The organism is Pseudomonas sp. 6D_7.1_Bac1 (assembly GCF_025465945.1).
Taxonomy (GTDB): Bacteria; Pseudomonadota; Gammaproteobacteria; order Pseudomonadales; family Pseudomonadaceae; genus Aquipseudomonas.
The window spans coordinates 18502-41767 of record NZ_JANLNW010000011.1; the positions used below are offsets into that span (position 1 = coordinate 18502).

General features: G+C 57.3%; 20 protein-coding genes and 3 tRNA genes. 1 reads left to right on the forward strand and 22 read right to left on the reverse strand.

Features of this window, described 5'->3' with window-relative positions; translation table 11 throughout:
- Positions 1-3 precede the first annotated feature (3 nt).
- The 18 genes from dmeF to rlmE all read right to left on the reverse strand — a co-directional run bounded on the left by dmeF (position 4) and on the right by rlmE (position 17293).
- Positions 4-1284 (reverse strand): CDF family Co(II)/Ni(II) efflux transporter DmeF, encoded by a 1281-nt coding sequence (gene dmeF / locus NTD87_RS03470; protein ID WP_262111915.1) that lies wholly within the window; start codon positions 1282-1284, stop codon positions 4-6.
- Positions 1285-1291: 7 nt separating this feature from the next.
- Positions 1292-1570, reverse strand: a complete 279-nt coding sequence (locus tag NTD87_RS03475) for a metal/formaldehyde-sensitive transcriptional repressor (protein ID WP_262111917.1) — start codon at positions 1568-1570, stop codon at positions 1292-1294.
- 205 nt (positions 1571-1775) lie between these two features.
- Positions 1776-1851 (reverse strand) — tRNA-Thr (locus NTD87_RS03480).
- A 127-nt stretch (positions 1852-1978) separates the two neighbouring features.
- Positions 1979-4084, reverse strand: coding sequence for a polyribonucleotide nucleotidyltransferase (gene pnp, locus NTD87_RS03485; RefSeq protein ID WP_262111919.1), 2106 nt, complete (start codon positions 4082-4084; stop codon positions 1979-1981).
- Positions 4085-4279: 195 nt separating this feature from the next.
- A complete protein-coding gene (gene rpsO / locus NTD87_RS03490; RefSeq protein WP_003176135.1) occupies positions 4280-4549 on the reverse strand; it encodes a 30S ribosomal protein S15 in 270 nt (89 codons plus the stop codon).
- Positions 4550-4691: 142 nt separating this feature from the next.
- Entirely contained in the window at positions 4692-5609 is a 918-nt protein-coding gene (gene truB / locus NTD87_RS03495) for a tRNA pseudouridine(55) synthase TruB (protein WP_262111921.1), read from the reverse strand.
- Between the two features lie 3 nt (positions 5610-5612).
- Positions 5613-6014 (reverse strand): 30S ribosome-binding factor RbfA, encoded by a 402-nt coding sequence (rbfA, locus tag NTD87_RS03500; protein WP_262111922.1) that lies wholly within the window; start codon positions 6012-6014, stop codon positions 5613-5615.
- 159 nt (positions 6015-6173) lie between these two features.
- Complete coding sequence (gene infB / locus NTD87_RS03505) at positions 6174-8693, reverse strand: translation initiation factor IF-2 (protein WP_262111924.1); 2520 nt, start codon at positions 8691-8693, stop codon at positions 6174-6176.
- 26 nt (positions 8694-8719) lie between these two features.
- Positions 8720-10201, reverse strand: a complete 1482-nt coding sequence (gene nusA / locus NTD87_RS03510) for a transcription termination factor NusA (RefSeq protein ID WP_019691793.1) — start codon at positions 10199-10201, stop codon at positions 8720-8722.
- Between the two features lie 47 nt (positions 10202-10248).
- Positions 10249-10707, reverse strand: a complete 459-nt coding sequence (gene rimP, locus NTD87_RS03515; RefSeq protein WP_038843818.1) for a ribosome maturation factor RimP — start codon at positions 10705-10707, stop codon at positions 10249-10251.
- 138 nt (positions 10708-10845) lie between these two features.
- Positions 10846-10922, reverse strand: a tRNA-Met gene (locus NTD87_RS03520).
- 96 nt (positions 10923-11018) lie between these two features.
- Positions 11019-11104, reverse strand: a tRNA-Leu gene (locus NTD87_RS03525).
- A gap of 22 nt (positions 11105-11126) precedes the next feature.
- Entirely contained in the window at positions 11127-11510 is a 384-nt protein-coding gene (gene secG, locus NTD87_RS03530; RefSeq protein WP_054594060.1) for a preprotein translocase subunit SecG, read from the reverse strand.
- Positions 11511-11514: 4 nt separating this feature from the next.
- Positions 11515-12270, reverse strand: coding sequence for a triose-phosphate isomerase (tpiA, locus tag NTD87_RS03535; RefSeq protein ID WP_262111925.1), 756 nt, complete (start codon positions 12268-12270; stop codon positions 11515-11517).
- 66 nt (positions 12271-12336) lie between these two features.
- Entirely contained in the window at positions 12337-13674 is a 1338-nt protein-coding gene (gene glmM / locus NTD87_RS03540; protein ID WP_262111926.1) for a phosphoglucosamine mutase, read from the reverse strand.
- 16 nt (positions 13675-13690) lie between these two features.
- Complete coding sequence (gene folP, locus NTD87_RS03545) at positions 13691-14542, reverse strand: dihydropteroate synthase (RefSeq protein ID WP_262111927.1); 852 nt, start codon at positions 14540-14542, stop codon at positions 13691-13693.
- An 8-nt stretch (positions 14543-14550) separates the two neighbouring features.
- The gene (ftsH, locus tag NTD87_RS03550; RefSeq protein ID WP_262111928.1) at positions 14551-16452 is read right to left on the reverse strand and encodes an ATP-dependent zinc metalloprotease FtsH; all 1902 of its coding nucleotides are present in this window, start codon (positions 16450-16452) and stop codon (positions 14551-14553) included.
- Between the two features lie 190 nt (positions 16453-16642).
- Positions 16643-17293, reverse strand: a complete 651-nt coding sequence (gene rlmE / locus NTD87_RS03555) for a 23S rRNA (uridine(2552)-2'-O)-methyltransferase RlmE (protein ID WP_019691786.1) — start codon at positions 17291-17293, stop codon at positions 16643-16645.
- Between the two features lie 106 nt (positions 17294-17399).
- Between rlmE and NTD87_RS03560 the strand changes: the two genes are divergently transcribed.
- Entirely contained in the window at positions 17400-17708 is a 309-nt protein-coding gene (locus NTD87_RS03560; RefSeq protein ID WP_019691785.1) for a YhbY family RNA-binding protein, read from the forward strand.
- A 9-nt stretch (positions 17709-17717) separates the two neighbouring features.
- On the opposite strand, the gene NTD87_RS03565 is transcribed toward NTD87_RS03560, so the two are convergent.
- From NTD87_RS03565 to carA, 4 genes are all read right to left on the reverse strand, one after another.
- Complete coding sequence (locus NTD87_RS03565) at positions 17718-18122, reverse strand: MFS transporter (RefSeq protein WP_262112064.1); 405 nt, start codon at positions 18120-18122, stop codon at positions 17718-17720.
- A 28-nt stretch (positions 18123-18150) separates the two neighbouring features.
- The gene (greA, locus tag NTD87_RS03570; RefSeq protein ID WP_223487885.1) at positions 18151-18627 is read right to left on the reverse strand and encodes a transcription elongation factor GreA; all 477 of its coding nucleotides are present in this window, start codon (positions 18625-18627) and stop codon (positions 18151-18153) included.
- Positions 18624-21845 (reverse strand): carbamoyl-phosphate synthase large subunit, encoded by a 3222-nt coding sequence (gene carB, locus NTD87_RS03575; protein WP_262111932.1) that lies wholly within the window; start codon positions 21843-21845, stop codon positions 18624-18626. The genes greA and carB overlap by 4 nt, the downstream gene beginning before the upstream one ends.
- Before the next feature lie 139 nt (positions 21846-21984).
- Positions 21985-23121: a glutamine-hydrolyzing carbamoyl-phosphate synthase small subunit gene (gene carA / locus NTD87_RS03580; RefSeq protein WP_262111934.1), complete on the reverse strand. Its 1137-nt coding sequence runs from the start codon at positions 23119-23121 to the stop codon at positions 21985-21987.
- Between the last annotated feature and the right edge of the window lie 145 nt (positions 23122-23266).

The following is a 23266-nucleotide window of genomic DNA, read 5'->3' on the forward strand; positions in this document are numbered from 1 at the left end:
TGCTCAGACCTCTGCTTCTGGGCGCACTTCCACCGTGAGATGGGACAACCCTTTGAATTGGGCGAGATGCTGGTGGTAAAACTGCGAGGTGCGATTCGACTCGCGTGAGACGACCGAAACCAACGCTCCGAGATGCCCGGGGCCGAGCCGCCAAACATGCAAATCCGCCAGCTTGTCACCGGCCTCGTCGATGACCTTCCTGATCTTGCCTTCAATCCGAGTGTCTGCACTGGCGTCCACCAGGATCGCACCGGTCTGGCGTATCAGACCGTAGGACCAGTTGGCGATCACGAGCGCCCCTACGATACCCGCCAGCGGGTCCATCCACAGCCAGCCAAATGCCTGGGCCAATAGCAGGCCGATGATGGCCATCACTGACACGGCCGCGTCGGCAATCACATGAATGTAAGCCGCTCGCATATTGTGATCGCTGCTATCCACGCCATGGTCGTCGTGTGCATGCTCAGTGAACTCGACGGTCCGTTCACCAGATGGCAGGGCAACGGCTACTTTGAAGCCATGCGGCTCCGGAATGTCGCTGGTAGATTCCAGAAAGCCGGCTTTCTGCATAAAGCTGAATACTTGCCGCGAACCGTCCTGGCGTATCGTCGTAACAGTGACATCGCTTGGCGAGAGCAAGGGACCTGAGCCTTCGCGGGAAAGGCGAAACACTGGCGGAACACCCTCTTCGAAGATCGACAGTTCGAACACGCCCTCAGAAGTGACAACACGCTGCATCTCTTCATGATGATCGTCATGTTCATCGCCTTCGGCATGCCCATGACTGTGTCCATGGCTGTGCCCGTGGTCATGCCCATGATCTGCACCGCTCAGCAGCCAGGCACTGGCAATATTCACGGCCAAGCCGACGATAGCAATTGGAATGGCTTCGCTGAAATGGATGGGCACCGGGGACAGGAAGCGGGAAACAGCTTCGTAGCCAATCAGTAAGGCGATCATCGCGAGAATGATGGCGCTGGTGAAGCCCGCCAGATCACCCAGCTTGCCAGTACCAAACACGAACCGCCGATCATTGGCGTGCTTGCGCGCATAGGTGTAGGCCATCGCGGCGATCAACATGGCACCGGCGTGTGTGGACATATGCAAGCCGTCCGCAACCAGTGCCAGTGAGCCGTACAGGTTCCCGCCGATGATCTCGGCCAACATCATGGCCGTGCACAGCGCAATCACTGACCACGTCTTGCGCTCATTCTTTTCATGGCCCACGCCTAGAAAAACGTGGTCATGACCGACATTGAACGGTGCTTCATACAAGTTATTCATATCGGGTTCACTTGAAATAACTGTGGATGATTTCGATCAGTTGCTCTTTGGCATCATTCGGCTCCTTGCCATCAGCAAAATCCGCATCAACCAAATGCGTGCGGATATGGTCCTCCAACACCACCGTCAAGAGTCCATTCATGGCGCCCCGGCAACTGGTGATTTGCTGGAGTACCTCAATGCAATCACGCTCTTCGTGCAGTGCACGCTCGATCGCTTCGAGCTGCCCACGAATACGACTGACACGATTCAATAGCTTTTTCTTGTCCTGGATGGTGTGACTCACGATCGCTCCTTGAGACTGAAATATACTATAGGGGGGTATAGTTTAAATGATCATAGCGCACGCACGCCATAACGTCCTGATTTCCGACAGGCGCAAGAAAAACCAGCTAAATGCTTTTTTTGGAGGGAGGGGGCTACCGGGACTAAGCGTCAATGCGTCGCGTAAAGATGACGGACGCACGCCCCACACATTTACTTGATTTTATTGGTGCCCGAGACAGGAATCGAACCTGCGACCTTCGCGTTACGAGTGCGCTGCTCTACCGGCTGAGCTACACGGGCGTTGGTCTAAACCTAGCACTGACTTTGGGGGCAGGCAATCTGGTAGGTCTCTCAATTTCCTGCACACAGCAAAACGCCCCGAACCAGTCGGGGCGCTTGCTTGTTCAGTGCTTAAGCTGCGGGGTAATTAAACGCCCGAAGCCTTGGCAGCTGCTACGTCTTTGATGGACAGCTTGATACGGCCGCGGTTGTCCACGTCCAGTACCAGTACTTCCACTTCCTGGCCTTCTTTCAGGATGTCGGTCACTTTCTCAACGCGAGCGTCGCTCAGCATGGAGATGTGAACCAGACCGTCCTTGCCCGGCAGGATGTTGACGAATGCGCCGAAGTCGACGATGCGCTCAACCTTACCGACGTAGATCTTGCCGATCTCGGCTTCAGCGGTGATACCCAGAACGCGCTGACGAGCCGCCTCTGCCGCTTCCTTGGTTTCGCCGAAGATCTTGATCGAGCCGTCGTCTTCGATGTCGATCGAAGCCTTGGTCTCTTCACAGATCGCACGAATGGTCGCGCCGCCTTTACCGATGACATCACGGATTTTGTCGGTGTCGATTTTCATCGCGATCATGGTCGGAGCGTTTTCCGACAGCTCGGTACGCGACTGGCCAATGATCTGGTTCATCTGACCGAGGATATTCAGGCGCGCTTCCAGGGCTTGGCCCAGAGCGATTTCCATGATTTCTTCGGTGATGCCTTTGATCTTGATGTCCATCTGCAGCGCGGTAACACCTTTGGCGGTACCGGCTACTTTGAAGTCCATGTCGCCCAGGTGGTCTTCGTCACCCAGGATGTCGGTCAGGACGGCGAACTTCTCGCCTTCTTTAACCAGACCCATCGCGATACCGGCAACCGGCGCCTTCATCGGCACACCAGCGTCCATCAGTGCCAGGGAAGCACCGCAGACCGAAGCCATGGAGCTGGAACCGTTGGACTCGGTGATTTCCGATACAACGCGGATGGTGTACGGGAACACGTCAGCAGCAGGCAGCATGGCCTGAACCGAACGACGGGCCAGACGGCCGTGACCGATTTCGCGACGACCAGCGCCACCCATGCGACCACACTCGCCCACCGAGAACGGAGGGAAGTTGTAGTGCAGCATGAACGGGTCTTTTTTCTCGCCTTCCAGGGTGTCCAGCAGTTGAGCGTCACGGGCGGTGCCCAGCGTCGCGACTACCAGAGCCTGGGTTTCGCCACGGGTGAACAGTGCCGAACCGTGGGTCTTCGGCAGAACGCCAACTTCGATGTTCAGCGGACGTACAGTGCGGGTGTCGCGGCCGTCGATACGTGGCTTGCCGTTTACGATGTTTTCGCGAACGGTGCGGTATTCGATTTCACCGAAAGCAGCTTTGACTTCGCTGGAAGTCGGCTGGCCTTCTTCGCCCGACAGCTTGGCAACAACCTGGTCACGCAACTCGCCCAGACGCGCATAACGGTCGGCCTTGATGGTGATGGTGTAAGCCTGGGAGATTGCTTCGCCGAACTCGGCACGGATAGCGCCCAGCAGTGCGGTGGCTTCAGGCTGTGGAGCCCAGGTCCAGGTTGGCTTGGCAGCTTCGGCAGCCAGTTCTTTGACGGCGTTGATCACAACCTGGAACTCGTCGTGAGCAAACAGTACCGCGCCCAACATCTGGTCTTCGGTCAGCTCTTTGGCTTCCGATTCAACCATCAATACCGCTTCCGAAGTACCGGCAACGACCATGTCCAGGCTCGATGCTTTCAGTTGTTCGTAAGTCGGGTTCAGCAGGTAACCGGTGCTTTCGTGGAATGCAACGCGGGCAGCGCCGATCGGGCCATCGAAAGGAATGCCGGAGATAGCCAGTGCAGCCGAGGTACCGATCATCGCAGCGATGTCCGGATCGGTCTTCTTGCTGGTGGAAACGACGGTGCAGACAACCTGCACTTCGTTCATGAAGCCTTCCGGGAACAGCGGACGGATCGGACGGTCGATCAGTCGGGAAGTCAGGGTTTCTTTCTCGGAAGGACGGCCTTCGCGCTTGAAGAAACCGCCAGGGATCTTACCGGCAGCGTAAGTTTTTTCCTGGTAGTGAACAGACAGAGGGAAGAAACCCTTGCCTGGATCGGCTTGTTTGGCACCGACTACGGTCACCAATACGCTGACGTCGTCGTCAACGGTGACCAATACTGCGCCGGAGGCCTGACGGGCGATACGGCCAGTCTCGAGGGTAACGGTCGACTGACCGAACTGGAATTTTTTGATTACCGGGTTCACGGTGTCCTACCTTCTTTGTGGCTCTTGGGGGAACTGGTTTCTTGCGAAATTCTTGGGCAATGTCGGGAATCGGCCCAACCCTTGTCCAGGGATAAAACGTGTATCCAGATAAAACTTGAGGCTGGGAGCCTGCCATGAGCCAGCGGGAATCCCACTGACACACGACAGACAACCAACCTCTAGCGCAATCGCTGATTAGCGACGCAGACCCAGGCGACCGATCAGAGCCTGGTAACGGCCCAGATCCTTGCCTTTCAGGTAGTCCAGCAGCTTACGGCGCTGGTTTACCATGCGGATCAGACCACGACGGGAGTGGTGATCTTTACCGTTGGCCTTGAAGTGACCTTGCAGCTTGTTGATGTTGTGGGTCAGCAGTGCAACTTGCACTTCTGGCGAACCAGTGTCACCAACAGCTTGCTGGTAGTCAGCTACGATTTGAGCTTTTTCTTGAACGTCGAGAGCCATGAGGCAATCCTTTTATCAGGAAACTGTTTCAGAGAAACAGCTTCAACAGGCCAGGGACAAATCCCTGTATCTAAAAATGAGTAGTGACCGTGCCTGTTAACAGCCACCCTCGCCAGCTCGCTGTTACGCGGGCTGGTTTCGGTCATTCTGACCGAATCAGTCGACGCGGCGCGATGCGCCCGTCTTCGCTCACTTCACCGATACCGATGAAGCGACCATTGTGATCCTGTACTCGTACCATGCCGAACTTCGGTGCATCCGGGGCGCGTACCGGCTGGCCGTTGAGCCAGTAGAACGAGCTGTGCTCCGAGAACTGCAACAGTGGCCAATCCAGCAAGCCGCTGTCCGATGGCATCAGGAAGCGATCAACCGCTTCGTTGCCGCCTTCGGCATGTACTGCTTCCAACTCTTCCAGCGTGACCGTCTGGGCCAGACTGAACGGGCCGGCCTGGGTACGTCGCAGCTGCGCAACGTAAGCGCCACAACCGAGCTCTTCACCAATGTCCTCCACGAGGGTCCGGATATAGGTGCCTTTGCTGCAATCTACGGCGAAGCGCGCAGTATCACCTTCAAAGGCCAGCAAATCCAAGCGCGCAATAGTAACAGAACGCGGTTCGCGCTCCACCACTTCACCTGCACGAGCCAGCTTGTACAACGGCTGACCGTCACGCTTGAGCGCTGAGTACATCGGCGGTATCTGACTGATTTGCCCACGAAATTTCGGCAAAACCGCTTCGATATCGGCGCGACCAACGGTCACCGGGCGCTCCTGCAAAACTTCACCTTCGGCATCTGCCGTGGTGGTGGTCTTGCCCAATTGCGCCAGGGTTTCATAACCCTTGTCGGAGTCGAGCAGGTATTGCGAGAACTTGGTCGCCTCACCGAAACACAGCGGCAACACGCCGGTGGCCAACGGATCAAGACTACCGGTGTGCCCGGCTTTCTCGGCGTTCAGCAGCCAACGGACCTTCTGCAGGGCAGCGTTGGAGGTGAACCCCAACGGCTTGTCGAGCAGGATGATGCCACTGACGTTACGACGGATACGTTTGACCTGAGCCACCGATTACTCCTTGGTGTCTTCGGTTTCTGCCACGACCGGGTGCTGATTGTCTTCAGCCACGGCACGCTCGATCAACGCCGACAGATGAGCGCCACGCACGACGCTTTCGTCGTAGTGGAAGTGCAGCTGTGGAACGCTGCGCAGCTTCATCTCGCGAGCCAACTGCATGCGCAGGAAACCGGCGGCCGAGTTCAGCACCTTGATGCTTTGGGCGATATCTTCGGCGCTGTCCTGGCCCATCACTGTGATGAAGATCTTGGCGTGACCGACGTCACGGCTGACTTCAACAGCGGTAATGGTGACCAGGCCGACGCGCGGGTCTTTGACTTCACGACGGATCAGCTGTGCCAGCTCACGCTGCATCTGATCGCCGATACGTTGGGTACGGCTGTATTCTTTTGCCATGTCTTGTTACCTGTTACTGCCTCACGGTGAAACCCGTGTGGTCTGAAAGCGGCAAACGCCCGGCCTGACAGAAGCCAGACCGGGCGTTGCGTTTAGAGTCCGGGTGATGCGCTGTGCATTTGCATGCGGCTGCCCATCACGGCTCTTGAAGTGCGCGAGTTAGAGGCTGCGAGCAACCTGAACCTTCTCGAAGACTTCGATCTTGTCACCGACTTTGACGTCGTTGTAGCTCTTCACGCCGATACCGCATTCCATGCCGGCACGTACTTCGGAAGCGTCATCCTTGAAGCGGCGCAGGGATTCCAGCTCGCCTTCGAAGATAACGATGTCTTCACGCAGTACACGGATTGGACGGTTACGGTGCACAACACCTTCGATAACCATGCAACCGGCGATCGCGCCAAACTTCGGCGAACGGAACACGTCGCGGACTTCAGCGATACCCAGGATGTTCTCCCGAACGTCGCTGCCAAGCATACCGGTCAGGGCTTTCTTGACGTCTTCGATGATGTCGTAGATCACGTTGTAGTAACGCATATCCAGACCTTCCTGCTCGACGATCTTGCGAGCGCCAGCATCGGCACGCACGTTGAAGCCGAACAGTACAGCGTTGGAGGCCAGTGCCAGGTTGGCGTCGCTCTCGGTGATACCACCGACACCGCCACCGACTACACGCACTTGCACTTCGTCGTTACCCAGGCCGTTCAAGGCGCCGTTCAACGCTTCCAACGAACCGCGGACGTCAGATTTGAGGACGATGTTAAGCGTCTTCTTCTCTTCCTGGCCCATGTTCTCGAAGATGTTTTCCAGCTTGCCTGCGTGAGCACGAGCCAGTTTGACTTCGCGGAACTTGCCTTGACGGAACAGAGCCACTTCACGGGCTTTCTTCTCGTCGGCAACCACGCTCATTTCGTCGCCAGCGTCCGGGGTACCGTCCAGGCCGAGAATCTCGACAGGGATGGAAGGACCGGCTTCCTTGATTGGCTTGCCGTTCTCGTCGAGCATGGCGCGAACACGGCCATAGTTCGAACCGACCAGCACCATGTCGCCTTGGCGCAGGGTGCCGTCCTGAACCAGAACGGTTGCAACCGGGCCACGACCTTTGTCGAGACGCGATTCAACCACGACACCACGGCCAGGAGCCGAAGGAGTCGCTTTCAGTTCGAGAACTTCAGCTTGCAGCAGAACAGCTTCGAGCAACTCGTCCACGCCAGTACCGACTTTCGCCGAAACCGATACGAACGGAGTGTCGCCGCCCCACTCTTCCGAGGTCACGCCGTGAACCGACAGTTCGCTACGGATGCGATCGAGATCGGCGCCCGGCTTGTCGATTTTGTTCACTGCAACAACCAGCGGAACACCAGCAGCCTTGGCGTGCTGTACGGCTTCAATGGTCTGCGGCATTACGCCGTCGTCCGCTGCAACCACCAGGATCACGATGTCGGTCGCCTTGGCACCACGAGCACGCATAGCGGTAAACGCGGCGTGACCAGGGGTGTCGAGGAAGGTGACCATGCCGCGTTCGGTTTCAACGTGGTACGCACCGATGTGCTGGGTGATACCACCGGCTTCGCCAGCAGCTACCTTGGCACGACGGATATAGTCGAGCAGCGAAGTCTTACCATGGTCAACGTGGCCCATTACGGTCACGACTGGTGCACGGGAGAACGCTTCGCCTTCAAACTTCAGGGACTCGGCCAGGGAGTCTTCCAGGGCGGTGTCGCTGACCAGGGTCACTTTGTGGCCCAGCTCTTCGGCAACCAGTTGAGCAGTTTCCTGATCAAGTACCTGGTTGATGGTCGCTGGCGTACCCAGTTTGAACATGAACTTGATGATTTCAGCTGCCTTGACCGACATCTGCTGGGCGAGATCGCCAACAGTGATGGTCTCGCCGATCTTCACTTCACGCACGACAGGGCCGGTTGGGCTCTGGAAACCGTGGGCGTTGCGTTTCTTCAGCTTGGCCTTGCCGCGACCACCACGACGGAAGCCATCGCTTTCTTCGTCGGTAGTACGTGGAGCAACGCGTGGAGCAGGCGCTTTTTCTTTGACCGAAGCACGATGCGGAGCGTTTTTGCGCTCACCATCGCCCGCGCCACGACGATTGTTATCGTCGGCACGTGGTTTGTCCGGACGACGCTGTTCGTCGCGTTTGCGAGTGTCGGCTGCAGGAGCAGCTGCCACGACCGGCGCGCTTTCACGCACTGGCTCGGCAACCGCAGCAGGCGCTGCGACTGCGTCGATAGTAGCGGTTTGCGCAGCAGCAGGCTGGCGACGCGCTTCTTCTTCGGCGCGACGCTTGGCTTCTTCTTCAGCCTTCTGACGTGCAGCATTTTCTACTGCGCGACGTTCTTCCAGTTCGCGTTTGCGCTCGGCTTCGATTTCTTCCGGGCTGCGCTGTACGAAGACTTTCTTCTTGCGCACTTCAACGCTGATGCTTTTGCTGCCAGCAACACGCAGGGTGCTGGTGGTTTTACGCTGCAACGTGATTTTGCGCGGTTCTTCCACTTTCGCCTTGTGGCTGCTTTTCAAGTGAGTCAGCAAAGATTGCTTCTCACTATCGGTCACATGTTCCTCGGCGGCGGTGTGCGGCAGACCTGCCTCACGCATCTGCTGCAGCAGGCGCTCTACCGGTGTTTTGACCTCATCGGCCAGTTGTTTCACCGTGACTTGCGTCATGCACTTCTCTCCTCAGGCCGCGCCTATTACTCGAACCAATGGGCTCGGGCGGCCATGATCAACTTGCCGGCACGATCATCGTCAATGCCGTCGATGTCGAGCAGGTCGTCAATAGACTGCTCGGCCAGGTCTTCGCGGGTAATTACGCCGCGCACCGCCAGTTCCATCGCCAAATCCTTGTCCATACCCTCAAGCGAGAGCAGGTCTTCGGCCGGATGGGCGTCTGCCAGCTTTTCCTCAGTAGCGATGGCTTTAGTCAACAAACGATCCTTGGCCCGAGCGCGAAGCTCGTTGACGGTGTCTTCGTCAAAGCCATCGATGTTGAGCATTTCTTCCAACGGTACGTAGGCAATCTCTTCCAGGCTGGTAAAGCCTTCATCAACCAGCACCTGGGCCAGATCTTCGTCGACTTCCAGCTCGTCGATGAAGTTGCGCAGGATGTCGCCGGTTTCTGCTTGCTGCTTAGCCTGGATGTCCGATTCGGTCATCACGTTCAGGGTCCAGCCAGTCAACTGGCTAGCCAGACGCACGTTCTGACCACCGCGACCGATGGCCTGAGCCAGATTGTCTGCGCCAACGGCGATGTCCATTGCATGGGCATCTTCGTCAACGATAATTGCCGCAACCTCAGCCGGGGACATGGCGTTGATCACGAACTGCGCAGGGTTGTCGTCCCACAGGACGATATCCACACGCTCACCGCCCAACTCACCCGATACTGCCTGGACGCGCGAACCGCGCATGCCAATGCAAGCACCTTGCGGGTCGATGCGTTTGTCTTTGGAACGGACCGCGATCTTGGCGCGCGAACCCGGGTCACGGGATGCAGCCATTACTTCGATCAGGCCTTCAGCGATTTCGGGCACTTCAATGCGGAACAACTCGATCAGCATTTCCGGCGCGGTACGCGACAGGATCAGCTGCGGGCCGCGGTTCTCGGTGCGGATTTCCTTGAGCAGTGCACGCAGGCGCACACCCACCCGGAAAGTTTCGCGAGAAATGATGTCTTCACGAGCCAGCAGCGCTTCAGCGTTGTTGCCCAGATCAACGATCACGTTATCGCGGGTTACTTTCTTCACGGTGCCGGAGATGATTTCTCCCAGACGTTCGCGGTAGGCATCAACGACTTGAGCACGCTCGGCTTCGCGGACTTTCTGCACGATAACTTGCTTGGCAGTCTGCGCAGCGATGCGACCGAATTCGATGGACTCGATTTTTTCTTCGACAACATCACCGACCTTCGCGCCAGGATGTGTTTCCTGGACCTTGCTCGGCCAGGTTTCAACAGCCGGATCGTCCAGGTCTGCTTCTTCAACTACCGTCCAGCGACGGAAAGTCTCATAGGCACCGGTGTGGCGATTGATTTCCACACGCAGATCAACTTCGTCTTCAAAACGCTTTTTGGTAGCAGTGGCCAAAGCCAGCTCCAACGCTTCAAAAATTACGTTTGCCGGTACGCCCTTTTCATTGGATACCGACTCAACAACCAGCAGTACTTCTTTGCTCATCGTACGCCTCGCCTTTCGCAAGCCATTGGATCCGCGGGATCCGCGTCTCAGTCAAAACTGGGAATAATGTTGGCCTTGTCGATCATATCGATCGGCAACAGAAACTCATGGTCTTCAACCTGCACCACGACATCCTGTTCTTCTACACCGCGCAGAAGGCCCTGAAAGTTACGTCGACCTTCAAAAGGCGAGCGCAGCTTGATCTTCACTTGTTCACCGGCAAATTTTGCAAACTGCTCAATAGTGAACAGCGGGCGTTCCATGCCAGGCGAGGAAACTTCGAGGGTGTATTCAACGGAGATCGGATCTTCAACATCCAGCACGCCGCTGATCTGACGGCTGACGATGGCACAATCGTCCACCAGCACACCGCCCTCTTTATCGATATAAACGCGCAACATTGAGTGGCGACCTTGAGCCGAAAACTCAATACCCCAGCATTCATAGCCAAGGGCCACGACCACCGGGGCCAACAAGGCCTGCAACTCTTCTAGCTTGCTCGACACCTGAACCCCCTCGTGCATGTATGTGCATGCTATGCAAAATAAAAAAATGGGCGAAACGCCCATCCTTGAAACGCCGTCGAACAGCGGCGTTGAAAGTGTCCAGCTAACAAAAAGCCCCTTAAAAGGGGCTCCTTAAACTGGTTGCGGGGGCCGGATTTGAACCGACGACCTTCGGGTTATGAGCCCGACGAGCTACCAGACTGCTCCACCCCGCGACAAAGCTGGGGCGGAAGTATACGACCGATCCCTGACAGGGTCAATGTAACCTTCCACCTACAAGAAAGCCCGCAACAGCGGGCTCTCCTGACAATTGGTACCGAGAAGGGGACTCGAACCCCTACACCCTATGGGCACAACCACCTCAAGGTTGCGTGTCTACCAATTCCACCACCTCGGCAATACTACGTTTGAAACCCTTCTTACTTCTGCTCTTGAGCTGGAGGTACGTCAGTCGCATTGGTTGCCGACTTTTGCTCTTGAAGCACCGGGACATCATCAGAAGCCGGTTTTTGCTTTGGAACTTCCAACACCGCTGGATTTGGCAAACCTACTTGAGTCAGCTGGTGAGCTTTCTCTTTAGCAAAGTAACCTAACCCTAAGCTGGTTATGAAGAAACCTGCGGCAAGTATAGCAGTAAACTTACTAAGAAAGGTAGAGGAACCTTGGCTTCCGAACACAGTATTTGAAGCACCTGCTCCGAAAGACGCGCCAGCATCCGCACCTTTACCCTGCTGCAGCAATACGAGAGCAACTACGCCCAGTGCACCCAGCAGATGAAAAACGACTACGACTGTTTCCAGCATTTTTTCAGTTTCCCGCGGCGCGACAAATCGCACCGAACTCATCTGCATTCAGGGAAGCTCCACCAATGAGCCCCCCATCGATATCCGGCATGCCGAACAGTTCGACCGCATTGGCCGCCTTCACGCTGCCGCCGTATAGAAGCCGCACACCTTGTGCGATTTCAGAATTCTCTGCCGCCAACTGCGCGCGAATGGCTGCGTGCACATCCTGCGCTTGTTGCGGCGAAGCAGTCAGCCCGGTGCCAATGGCCCAGACCGGCTCGTAAGCGATTACTGCCTTTGCAAATGCGCCAACACCCAGCTCTTCGATGACGCTGCCGAGCTGACGCCCGACAACCTCAAGCGTTTTACCGGCTTCACGCTGCTCAAGGGTTTCCCCTATGCACAACACCGGAATCAAGCCACATGCCTGTGCCGCTGCGAACTTGCGAATGAGCGTTTCCTCACTCTCGCCGATGATCTGGCGACGCTCGGAATGCCCGACGAGCACCAGAGAGCAACCATCATCAGCCAACTGACTCGGCGCAACTTCACCGGTCAACGCACCTTGTTTGGATTCCACCGCAGCGTTCTGCGCGCCGACCTTGATCGACTTTCCTTCCAGACCATCAATCACTTGATTGACATGCAAGAAAGACGGGAATACCGCTACATCAACACCGCTCGGCAAGGCCAGATTACGCAAGCCCTTGATCAGCTCAGCGACGCTGGCGCGGGTACCGTGCATCTTCCAGTTACCAGCTACCATAGGGCGACGCATGCTGTACCTCGTCGGTCAAAGTGGGCGCAGATGTTACCCAACCACACCATTGCTGGCAAGCCGAAATCAGGCAGAAACTTCAGCAACCAGTTTTGCCAGCTCTTCGGCGTAACCACGAACCAGAGTTTCGTCCTCACCTTCGACCATGACCCGCACCAGCGGCTCCGTGCCGGACTTGCGCAACAACACACGACCACGCCCAGCCATGGACTTGGTGACGCGCTCGCTGGCCTCTTTGACCGCCGCATGCTCGACCGGGTTTGCACCACCGCCGAAACGCACATTGATCAATACCTGAGGGCACTTGCGTAGCGCCTGACGCGATTGCGCGAGACCTTCAGAACGGCGCTTCAGCGCCATCAGCACCTGCAACGCAGCAATAATCGCATCACCTGTGGTGGTATGACTGAAGCACACGACGTGGCCGGAGTTTTCACCCCCCACCAGCCAGTTACGCTCAAGCAGCTCGGCGATCACATAACGGTCACCAACGTTGGCCCGCACAAGAGGAATCCCCAGATCCGCCAGGGCCAGCTCCAACCCCAGGTTACTCATCAAGGTTCCAACGACGCCACCCTGCAACTTGTTACGCTCGTGCAGATCGCGCGCAATGATGAACAGCAACTCGTCACCATCGACAATCGCGCCAGTGTGATCAACCATCAACACCCGGTCGCCATCACCATCGAAGGCAATACCCAGGTCGGCGTGCTCGGCCACTACAGCTGCCTGCAATTGCCCCATATGGGTCGAACCACAATTGTGATTGATGTTCAGGCCGTCAGGCTGTGCAGAGAGCACCGTCACCTGCGCGCCCAGCTCTCGGAACACACTCGGAGCCACCTTATAGGTAGCACCGTGTGCGCAGTCGATCACTACTTTGAGACCGGCGAAATTGGTTCCGGTTGGCACGCTGCTTTTGCAAAATTCAATGTAACGACCAGAAGCATCGTTGATTCGCGAGACCTTGCCGATCTTGCTCGACTCAACCACGGTCATCGGCATATCGAGCAACTCTTCGATCATCAGCTCAACGTCGTCCGGCAGTTTCGTGCCCTGACCGGAGAAGAACTTGATGCCGTTATCGTCATGAGGATTGTGCGAAGCACTGATCACAATACCGGCTTCAGCATGGAAGGTACGCGTCAAATAGGCGATAGCCGGCGTCGGCATCGGCCCCAGCAGCATGACATCAGCCCCGGCGGAGGTAAGCCCGGCCTCAAGCGCCGATTCAAACATATAACCAGAGATTCGAGTGTCCTTGCCGACCAGAACCTTGCATGCTCCCTTACTACGGAAGGCCATGCCCGCAGCCCAGCCGAGTTTGAGCATGAATTCAGGAGTAATCGGATAGGTGCCGACCCGACCACGAATGCCGTCGGTGCCAAAATATTTCTTAGTCATAAGTGCTCCATCATTCTTATTCGGCTGATTCAACTGCTGTGATCATCCGTACCACATCTACTGTTTCGGCCACGTCGTGCACGCGCAAGATGCGCGCACCCTTGACGACAGCCAGCGCCGCGAGAGCCAGACCACCATGCAGCCGCTCTCCCACCGGGCGATTCAATGCCTGCCCGATCATGCTCTTTCGCGAAACCCCGACCAACAGAGGCCGCCCCAAGGCATGCAGGGCTTCCATATGCTTGAACAGACTCAAATTGTGCTGCAGGTTTTTCGCAAACCCGAAACCCGGATCAAGAATGATCCGCTCGGCCGCAATACCGACCGCCGCACATGACGCCATACGCTCGGCAAGGAACGCGCCGACCTCGCTCGTCACGTCATCATAATGCGGATTGTCCTGCATATCTCCCGGCTCACCGAGCATATGCATCAGACACACTGGCAATCCGGTGGCCGCCGCCGCATCCAGCGCTCCGTCTCGACGCAGTGAACGCACATCGTTGATCAGACCAGCGCCAAGGCGCGCAGTTTCACGCATGACCGCAGGTGTCGAGGTATCGACCGAGATAATCACATCCAGTTCGCGATGAATCCGCTCGACGATCGGCGCCACACGCTCGAGTTCCTCAAGTGGGGAGACCGCCCGCGCACCAGGCCGGGTCGATTCACCACCTACATCAATGAGGGTCGCACCGGCAGCCACCATCGCCTCGGCGTGTCGCAGGGCAGCATCGAGCTGACTGAAGCGACCACCGTCGGAGAAGGAATCAGGAGTGACGTTAAGAATGCCCATGACATGCGTATGGGCCAAATCAAGAACCCGGTTGCCGCAAGGCAACCGGGTCGAGGACGGTACAAGAGTCATTTCAAACCTTAGACGTCGGCAGCCGGGCCACCGATGGGTGTTTCCGGACGCTCTTCCTGCACGACGGGAGGAGTACCGGTGCCGCCAGACCAGTCACGAGGCTCACGCGGTGTACGACCAGCCATGATGTCGTCGATCTGTTCGGCATCGATGGTTTCGTACTTCATCAGCGCGTCGGCCATGGCGTCGAGCTTGTCGCGGTTGTCCGTCAGGATCTGCTTGGCCGTGCCATAGCACTGATCAATGATGCTGCGCACTTCAGAGTCGATCAGTTTGGCAGTCTCGCCCGAGAAGCTGGCGTGCTGACCACCACCGCCACGACCGAGGAACACCTCACCCTCTTCTTCGGCATACATCAAAGGACCGAGTTTTTCCGACAGCCCCCACTTGGTGACCATGTTTCGTGCAATCTGGCTGGCACGCATGATGTCGTTCGACGCACCAGTGGTCACGCCATCGAAGCCCAGGGTCATTTCTTCCGCAATACGACCGCCGTACAGCGAGCAGATCTGGCTGATCAACGCACGCTTGGACAGACTGTAGCGATCTTCTTCCGGCAGGAACATGGTCACACCCAGCGCACGACCGCGCGGAATGATCGAGACCTTGTAGACCGGATCGTGCTCGGGTACCACACGACCAACGATCGCGTGACCTGCTTCGTGATAAGCGGTGTTCTGCTTCTCTTTCTCGGACATGACCATGGACTTGCGCTCAGCGCCCATCATGATCTTGTCTTTCGCCAGCTCGAACTCTTTCATCTCGACAATGCGCTTGCCGGCACGGGCGGCGAACAGCGATGCCTCGTTCACCAGGTTGGCCAGGTCGGCACCGGAGAAACCAGGCGTACCACGAGCGATAACCGCTGGAGCGACGTCGTCACCCATTGGCACTTTGCGCATGTGGACTTTGAGAATTTGCTCGCGACCACGGATATCCGGCAGCCCCACGACAACCTGACGGTCGAAACGGCCTGGACGCAGCAGCGCAGGGTCAAGTACGTCAGGGCGGTTGGTTGCGGCGATGACGATGATGCCGTCATTCACTTCGAAACCGTCCATCTCTACCAGCAACTGGTTGAGCGTCTGTTCGCGCTCGTCATGGCCACCGCCCATGCCAGCACCACGATGACGACCGACAGCGTCGATTTCATCGATGAAGATGATGCACGGAGCGTGCTTTTTCGCCTGTTCGAACATGTCACGAACACGGCTGGCACCCACACCAACGAACATTTCGACAAAGTCGGAACCGGAGATGGTGAAAAACGGTACCTTGGCTTCGCCCGCAATGGCTTTGGCCAACAGGGTTTTACCAGTACCCGGTGGACCCACCATCAGCACGCCGCGAGGAATGCGACCGCCCAGACGCTGGAACTTGCCCGGATCACGCAGGAACTCGACCAGCTCACCCACTTCCTCCTTGGCTTCGTCGCAACCGGCAACGTCAGCCAGGGTAGTTTTCACCTGATCTTCGGAGAGCAGGCGTGCCTTGCTCTTGCCGAAGCTCATCGGCCCACCCTTGCCACCAGCACCGCCCTGCATCTGCCGCATGAAAAACATGAAGACGGCGATGATCACCAGGATCGGGAAGCTTGCGACCAGGAGTTGAGTCCAGATGCTTTGCTGTTCAGGCTGCTTACCTTCAACGACTACGTGGTTATCCACCAGATCGCCGATCAGACCGTTATCCTGAATGGCCGGACGAATGGTCTTGAAGCTGTCGCCATCATTGCGCTTGCCAGTAATGACATAGCCGTCCACGGCTACGCGCTCGACCTTGCCATCCTTGACCTGCTGGATGAAGTCGGAATAGTTGAGGGTCTGCGGCTCGTTAGGGCTGGAGAAGTTGTTCATCACTGTCACCAGGACAGCCGCGATGATCAACCACAGGATCAGATTCTTTGCCATATCGTTCAATTAACTACCCTCTGAAGCAAGCTCCGCTACTGGCGCGCGCTTCGCATGATATTCACCGGCCTAACTTACTACATTACCTACAGCTCTGGCAGGCGCCGTCTGTAACCCTTTGTGAAACACTTATTACACAATATTCGTTATACCGGCTCTGTAAAGCGATACAAAAAAACCTATCGCCCCCTTAGAAACGCTCGACACTCTCAGAACCTTCAACGCCGCGGAAACCGCGTCCCAGCAAGTACTGCTCGCGGGACCTGTCACGCGATGACAAAGGCTTGCGCATCTGCACCTTGTCAAACAGCTTGCGGATTTCCTTGTGGTACTCGTCGAAGCCTTCACCCTGGAAGACCTTGATCAAAAAATCACCGCCGGGCCGCAAAACCCGACCGGCGAGATCCAGTGCCAATTCACACAGGAACATCGCCCGTGGCATATCGACAGCCGCCAATCCACTCATATTGGGGGCCATATCGGAAATCACAAGGTCCACCTGCGTATTTCCGACCGCCTCGAGGATCTGTGCCAGCACGGCATCCTCGGTAAAATCGCCCTGAATGAAGGTCACATCAGGGATGCTGTCCATTTCCAGGATGTCGGATGCGATCAAACGACCCTGCCCACCAATCAGACGACTGGTCACTTGCGACCAACCACCCGGCGCTGCGCCGAGGTCGATTACGGTCATGCCCGGACGGATCAGGCGATCCTTTTCCTGGATCTCCAGCAATTTGTAGCTGGCACGGGAACGATACCCGTCTTTTTGCGCCATTTTGACGTACGGATCGTTGAAATGCTCTTTCAGCCAGTTAAGGCTAGTCTTGGAACGGGCCACGGGCCACCTCAAAAAAATAAACGAGTCGCGATTAACTGGGCGGTCCCGGACTCGCTCGGGTAAACTGGCCGCCGCTTTTTACAAGATCAGACGCAGGGGTCAGATTATGCCGCTCACTCAAGAGCAGAAGAAACAGTACAAATCCATTGGCCACCATCTGAAACCAGTTTTGACTGTGGCTGACAACGGTTTGACTGAAGGTGTTTTAGCCGAACTGGAACGCGCATTGGGCGATCACGAGCTGATCAAGATCAAGCTCAGCATCCTCGACCGCGAATCGCGCCTGGCAGCCATTGCAGAACTGTGCAAGGCCGGCAAAGCGGATCTGGTGCAAGTCATCGGCAAGATGGCACTGATTTACCGGAAGAACTTCAGCGTAAACAAGCAGCTGTCGAACGTCCATCGCTTCAAGTGATGATACGGGTCAAGGGTGTGCTTCGCGCACCCTGCCACCCCATCCCGGCACCGGCTGCAATACCAGCAGCAGCCCGGAAAACCCCAGCACTAGATAGCTGAACAACAACCAGTGCTGTGCATCTGGCCAGTCGATTCGCACCACGAAGTACATCGCACTCGCGTAAAGCGCCATCAACAGCAGTTGCCCGCGAATATCGCGCCATAGACTGACAAGGCCCTTGGCCTGAACCAGCACCAAAACCTGAAAAATAATGCACGCCGCTGAAAACCCGACCAGCAGCGCACTCAGCACGCTTGAAACTTCTTCGATCAGCAGCGGCGCCAGGCCAATTCGGCCCAGCACCGGCAGCAGTCCGATGTGCAATAACCACAGGCCGCCAACCCATAACATCTGGGTCAACTGCCAAAGCATGGCGCCCGCACGAAGCAGGCGCTTGCCTTCAGATATGGCGGACTTCGACAATCTCGTACTCGATAACGCCACCAGGCGTTTTGACGGCGACTACATCACCCTCTTCCTTGGCGATCAAGGCGCGGGCCAATGGCGAACCCACCGAAATCTTGCCGAGCTTGAAGTCAGCCTCATCCTCACCAACGATGTGGTAGGTGACGCTTTCATCAGTTTCAACATTGGCGATTTCAACGGTGGTGCCGAAAATCACTTTACCAGTGTGCGGGATGGTCGTGACATCGATGATCACCGCATTCTGCATACGGCCTTCGATGTCGCGAATCCGCGCCTCGACCATACCCTGCTGCTCGCGAGCAGCGTGGTATTCGGCGTTTTCCTTCAGGTCACCCAGCTCGCGGGCCGTACCGATGTCCTGGCTGAGCTTCGGACGGACGACCTTGGTCAGGTGAGCGTGCTCTTCTTCCAGGGCTTTCGCCCCCTGGACGGTCATTGGGTATTTGATCATGCCTTCAATCCTGCGTGTAGATCCTGCAAGCGGCGCACGGTCTTTTCCGGACCGAACTTGAGCGCTTCGCAGATAGCTTCGCCAGCAGCAATGGTGGTGGTGCAGTAGATCTTGTGCTGCAAGGCATTACGACGAATGGAGTACGAGTCAGCGATCGACTGACGACCTTCGGTCGTGTTGATGATCAGCGTGACTTCGTCATTCTTGATCATGTCGACCACGTGCGGACGACCTTCGGTCACCTTGTTCACACGGCGCACTTTCAGGCCTGCGGCTTCGATCAGCTTGGCAGTACCGGCAGTGGCAACCACTTCGAAGCCCAAGTTGATCAGATCACGGGCTACGCCTGCAACCAGTGGTTTGTCATCGTCACGCACGCTGATGAACGCAGTACCGCCGGTCGGCAGCACTTCGCTGGCACCCATCTGGGCTTTGGCAAAGGCTTCGCCGAAGGTGTCGCCCACGCCCATCACTTCACCGGTGGACTTCATCTCTGGGCCGAGGATCGGATCAACGCCAGGGAATTTGGCGAATGGGAACACCGCCTCTTTCACGCTGTAGAAGTTCGGGATGATTTCTTTGGTGAAGCCGATTTCCTTCAGGGTTTTACCGGCCATGACGCGAGCCGCGATCATTGCCAGGGAAACACCGATGCATTTGGAGACGAACGGTACGGTACGCGAAGCGCGCGGGTTGACTTCGATGACGTAGATATCGTCGCCTTGCAGCGCCAACTGAACGTTCATCAGACCAACCACACCCAGCTCCAGGGCCATTTTCTTGACCTGTTCGCGCATCTCGTCCTGGATATGCGCAGGCAACGAGTACGGTGGCAGCGAGCATGCGGAGTCACCGGAGTGAACGCCGGCCTGCTCAATGTGCTGCATGATCGCGCCAATCACCACGTCGGTGCCGTCGCAGACCGCATCCACGTCCATTTCGATGGCGCAGTTGAGGAAGTGGTCCAGCAGCACCGGGCTGTCGTTGGACACTTGAACCGCCTCACGCAGGTAGCGCTTGAGCTCTTCTTCTTCGTAGACGATTTCCATCGCCCGACCGCCCAGTACGTAGGACGGACGCACCACCAGCGGGTAACCGATCTTGCCGGCAGCGCGGATAGCTTCGTCTTCGCTGCGCACGGTGGCGTTTGGCGGCTGACGCAGGTTCAGACGCTCAACCATTTGCTGGAAGCGTTCGCGGTCTTCGGCACGGTCGATAGCATCAGGGCTGGTGCCAATGATTGGCACGCCAGCAGCTTCCAGAGCGCGAGCCAGTTTCAACGGAGTCTGGCCGCCGTACTGAACGATCACGCCTTTTGGCTTCTCGACGCGAACGATTTCAAGCACGTCTTCCAGGGTCACTGGCTCGAAGTACAGACGATCAGAGGTGTCGTAGTCGGTGGATACGGTTTCCGGGTTGCAGTTGACCATGATGGTCTCGTACCCGTCTTCACGCAGCGCCAGTGCCGCGTGTACGCAGCAGTAGTCGAACTCGATGCCCTGGCCGATACGGTTTGGACCGCCACCCAGGATCATGATCTTGTCGCGACCCGACGGCGCAGCTTCGCACTCTTCTTCATACGTCGAGTACAGGTATGCGGTATCGGTGGCGAACTCGGCCGCACAGGTGTCAACACGCTTGTAAACCGGGAACACTTCGAGCTTGTGACGGTGAACACGCAAGCTCTTCTCGGTCACACCCAGCAGCTTGGCCAGACGCTGATCGGAGAAGCCCTTGCGCTTGAGGCGGAACATCGTGTCACGGTCAATGCTGGCCATGCCCAGCGTCTTGACCTTCTCTTCTTCCTTGATCAGATCTTCGATCTGCACCAGGAACCAAGGATCGATCATGTTCATGCCGAAGATGTCTTCGACGGTCATGCCGGCGCGGAAAGCGTCCGCCACGTACCAGATACGCTCGGCGCCCGGCACGGTCAGCTCGCGCTTGAGCACGCTCATGCTTTCCGGGTTGCTCAGGTCCAGCTTAGGGTCCAGACCGCACACGCCAACTTCCAGACCGCGCAGGGCTTTCTGCAGGGATTCCTGGAAAGTCCGGCCGATGGCCATGACTTCACCGACCGACTTCATTTGAGTGGTCAGGCGGGCGTCGGCTTTCGGGAATTTCTCGAAGGCGAAGCGTGGCAGCTTGGTCACGACGTAGTCGATGGACGGCTCGAAGGACGCAGGAGTAGCGCCGCCGGTAATTTCGTTCTGCAGTTCGTCCAGGGTGTAGCCGATCGCCAGCTTGGCAGCGATACGCGCAATCGGGAAACCAGTGGCTTTCGAGGCCAGTGCCGAAGAGCGGGATACACGCGGGTTCATCTCGATCACCACCATACGGCCAGTGTCCGGGCAGATGCCGAACTGAACGTTGGAGCCACCGGTTTCAACACCGATCTCACGCAGTACCGCCAACGAGGCGTTACGCATGATCTGGTATTCCTTGTCCGTCAGGGTCTGTGCCGGAGCCACGGTGATCGAGTCACCGGTGTGCACGCCCATCGGGTCGAAGTTTTCGATCGAGCAGACGATGATGCAGTTGTCCTTCTTATCGCGGACAACCTCCATTTCGTACTCTTTCCAGCCGATCAGCGATTCGTCGATCAGCAGCTCTTTGGTCGGCGACAGGTCCAGACCGCGGGCGCAGATTTCTTCGAACTCTTCACGGTTGTAAGCGATACCGCCACCGGTGCCGCCCATGGTGAACGAGGGACGGATGATGCACGGGAAGCCGAGCTTCTCGAGGACCGCGTTGGCCTCATCCATGCTGTGGGCGATCCCGGAGCGCGGGCAATCCAGACCGATGGATTTCATCGCCTTGTCGAAGCGCGAACGGTCTTCAGCCTTGTCGATGGTGTCCGCGTTGGCGCCGATCATCTCTACGCCGAACTTCTCCAGAACGCCTTCGCGCTCCAGGTCCAGGGCACAGTTCAGGGCGGTCTGGCCGCCCATGGTCGGCAGCAGCGCGTCCGGGCGCTCTTTCTCGATGATCTTGGCAACGGTCTGCCACTTGATCGGCTCGATGTAAGTCGCGTCGGCCATGTCCGGATCGGTCATGATGGTGGCCGGATTGGAGTTCACCAGGATGACGCGGTAACCCTCCTCGCGCAGGGCCTTGCAAGCCTGGGCGCCGGAGTAGTCGAATTCGCAAGCCTGGCCGATCACGATCGGGCCAGCGCCGAGAATCAGGATGCTTTTAATGTCTGTACGTTTTGGCATGGGTACTCACTCAAATCCGCAGGTCCGACGGCAATCCCCGAGGAGAAGCCGTCTTGATCAATCTCTGAAGTCCTTCAGGGGCCGCCGGGCTACCGGGGCCACCCTCAGTGACTTCTCGCTACATGCTCAAGGCCAGCGATTAACGTCGCTTGGCCATCTCGTTGATGAAGCGATCGAACAGCGGCGCCACATCGTTCGGACCAGGGCTGGCTTCAGGGTGACCCTGGAAGCTGAACGCGCTCTTGTCGGTACGCTCGATGCCTTGCAGGGTGCCGTCGAACAGCGATTTGTGGATCGCGCGAACGTTGCCTGGCAGGGTCGTTTCGTCTACCGCAAAACCGTGGTTCTGGCTGGTGATCATGACGACGCCGGTGTCCAGATCCTGAACCGGGTGGTTGGCACCGTGGTGACCGTGCCCCATTTTCAGGGTCTTGGCACCAGAGGCCAGGGCCAGCAGTTGGTGACCGAGGCAGATGCCGAACACCGGGATCTCGGTTTCAAGGATGTCCTTGATCGCCTGGATCGCGTAGTCGCAAGGCTCCGGGTCACCCGGGCCGTTGGACAGGAACACACCGTCCGGCTTGAGTGCCAGGACTTCGCTGGCCGGGGCTTGTGCCGGCACCACGGTGACGCGGCAGCCGCGCTCGACCAGCATGCGCAGGATGTTCAGCTTGACGCCGTAGTCGTAGGCCACCACGTGATACGGCAGTTCGGACGCATCGATTGTCGCGTGGCTGTCGGTTTTCAGGTCCCAGACAGTCGAGCGCCATTCGTACTTCTCTTTGGTGCTGACGACTTTCGCCAGATCCATGCCCTTCAGGCCCGGGAAGCCGCGCGCCGCTGCAATCGCAGCTTCGTCGGAGATGTTGTCGCCAGCCATGATGCAGCCGTTCTGCGCACCTTTTTCACGCAGGATGCGTGTCAGGCGGCGGGTGTCGATACCGGCGATTGCCACAACGTTGTTGGCTTTCAGGTAGTCGGACAGGGACATCGTGTTACGCCAGTTGCTCGCAACCAGTGGCAGGTCACGAATCACCAGACCAGCGGACCAGACGCGGTCGGACTCGGCGTCTTCCGGCGTGGTGCCGGTGTTGCCGATGTGCGGGTAAGTCAGGGTAACGATCTGTTGGGCGTAGGAAGGATCGGTAAGGATTTCCTGATAGCCGGTCATGGCGGTGTTGAACACCACCTCACCAACGGTTTGACCGTCGGCTCCAATGGCTTCGCCGCGAAAAATGCTGCCATCAGCAAGGGCGAGTATGGCTGGCTTAGTCAAGAAGACCTCCCGTAAATAAAGCCTGAAAGGGCGATCGCAGGTTGTAAAAAAGCGGAGTGACGTATGGACACGTCACCCCGCTTCTTCACTGAATTATTCTGCGCGCTTTTAGTGGACACACTAAAGCTGTAGCTTACAGAAAAAG

Excerpts from the sequence above, each read along its gene's own strand:
- carB (WP_262111932.1), bottom strand. The coding sequence starts at position 21,845 with ATGCCAAAACGTACAGACATTAAAAGCATCCTGATTCTCGGCGCTGGC.
- ftsH (WP_262111928.1), bottom strand. The coding sequence starts at position 16,452 with ATGGCAAAGAATCTGATCCTGTGGTTGATCATCGCGGCTGTCCTGGTG.
- NTD87_RS03565 (WP_262112064.1), bottom strand. The coding sequence starts at position 18,122 with ATGCTTTGGCAGTTGACCCAGATGTTATGGGTTGGCGGCCTGTGGTTA.
- greA (WP_223487885.1), bottom strand. The coding sequence starts at position 18,627 with ATGATCAAATACCCAATGACCGTCCAGGGGGCGAAAGCCCTGGAAGAA.
- rpsO (WP_003176135.1), bottom strand. The coding sequence starts at position 4,549 with ATGGCTCTCGACGTTCAAGAAAAAGCTCAAATCGTAGCTGACTACCAG.
- secG (WP_054594060.1), bottom strand. The coding sequence starts at position 11,510 with ATGCTGGAAACAGTCGTAGTCGTTTTTCATCTGCTGGGTGCACTGGGC.
- folP (WP_262111927.1), bottom strand. The coding sequence starts at position 14,542 with ATGACTCTTGTACCGTCCTCGACCCGGTTGCCTTGCGGCAACCGGGTT.
- nusA (WP_019691793.1), bottom strand. The coding sequence starts at position 10,201 with ATGAGCAAAGAAGTACTGCTGGTTGTTGAGTCGGTATCCAATGAAAAG.
- NTD87_RS03560 (WP_019691785.1), top strand. The coding sequence starts at position 17,400 with ATGCCGCTCACTCAAGAGCAGAAGAAACAGTACAAATCCATTGGCCAC.
- dmeF (WP_262111915.1), bottom strand. The coding sequence starts at position 1,284 with ATGAATAACTTGTATGAAGCACCGTTCAATGTCGGTCATGACCACGTT.
- rbfA (WP_262111922.1), bottom strand. The coding sequence starts at position 6,014 with ATGGCAAAAGAATACAGCCGTACCCAACGTATCGGCGATCAGATGCAG.
- tpiA (WP_262111925.1), bottom strand. The coding sequence starts at position 12,270 with ATGCGTCGCCCTATGGTAGCTGGTAACTGGAAGATGCACGGTACCCGC.
- glmM (WP_262111926.1), bottom strand. The coding sequence starts at position 13,674 with ATGACTAAGAAATATTTTGGCACCGACGGCATTCGTGGTCGGGTCGGC.
- infB (WP_262111924.1), bottom strand. The coding sequence starts at position 8,693 with ATGACGCAAGTCACGGTGAAACAACTGGCCGATGAGGTCAAAACACCG.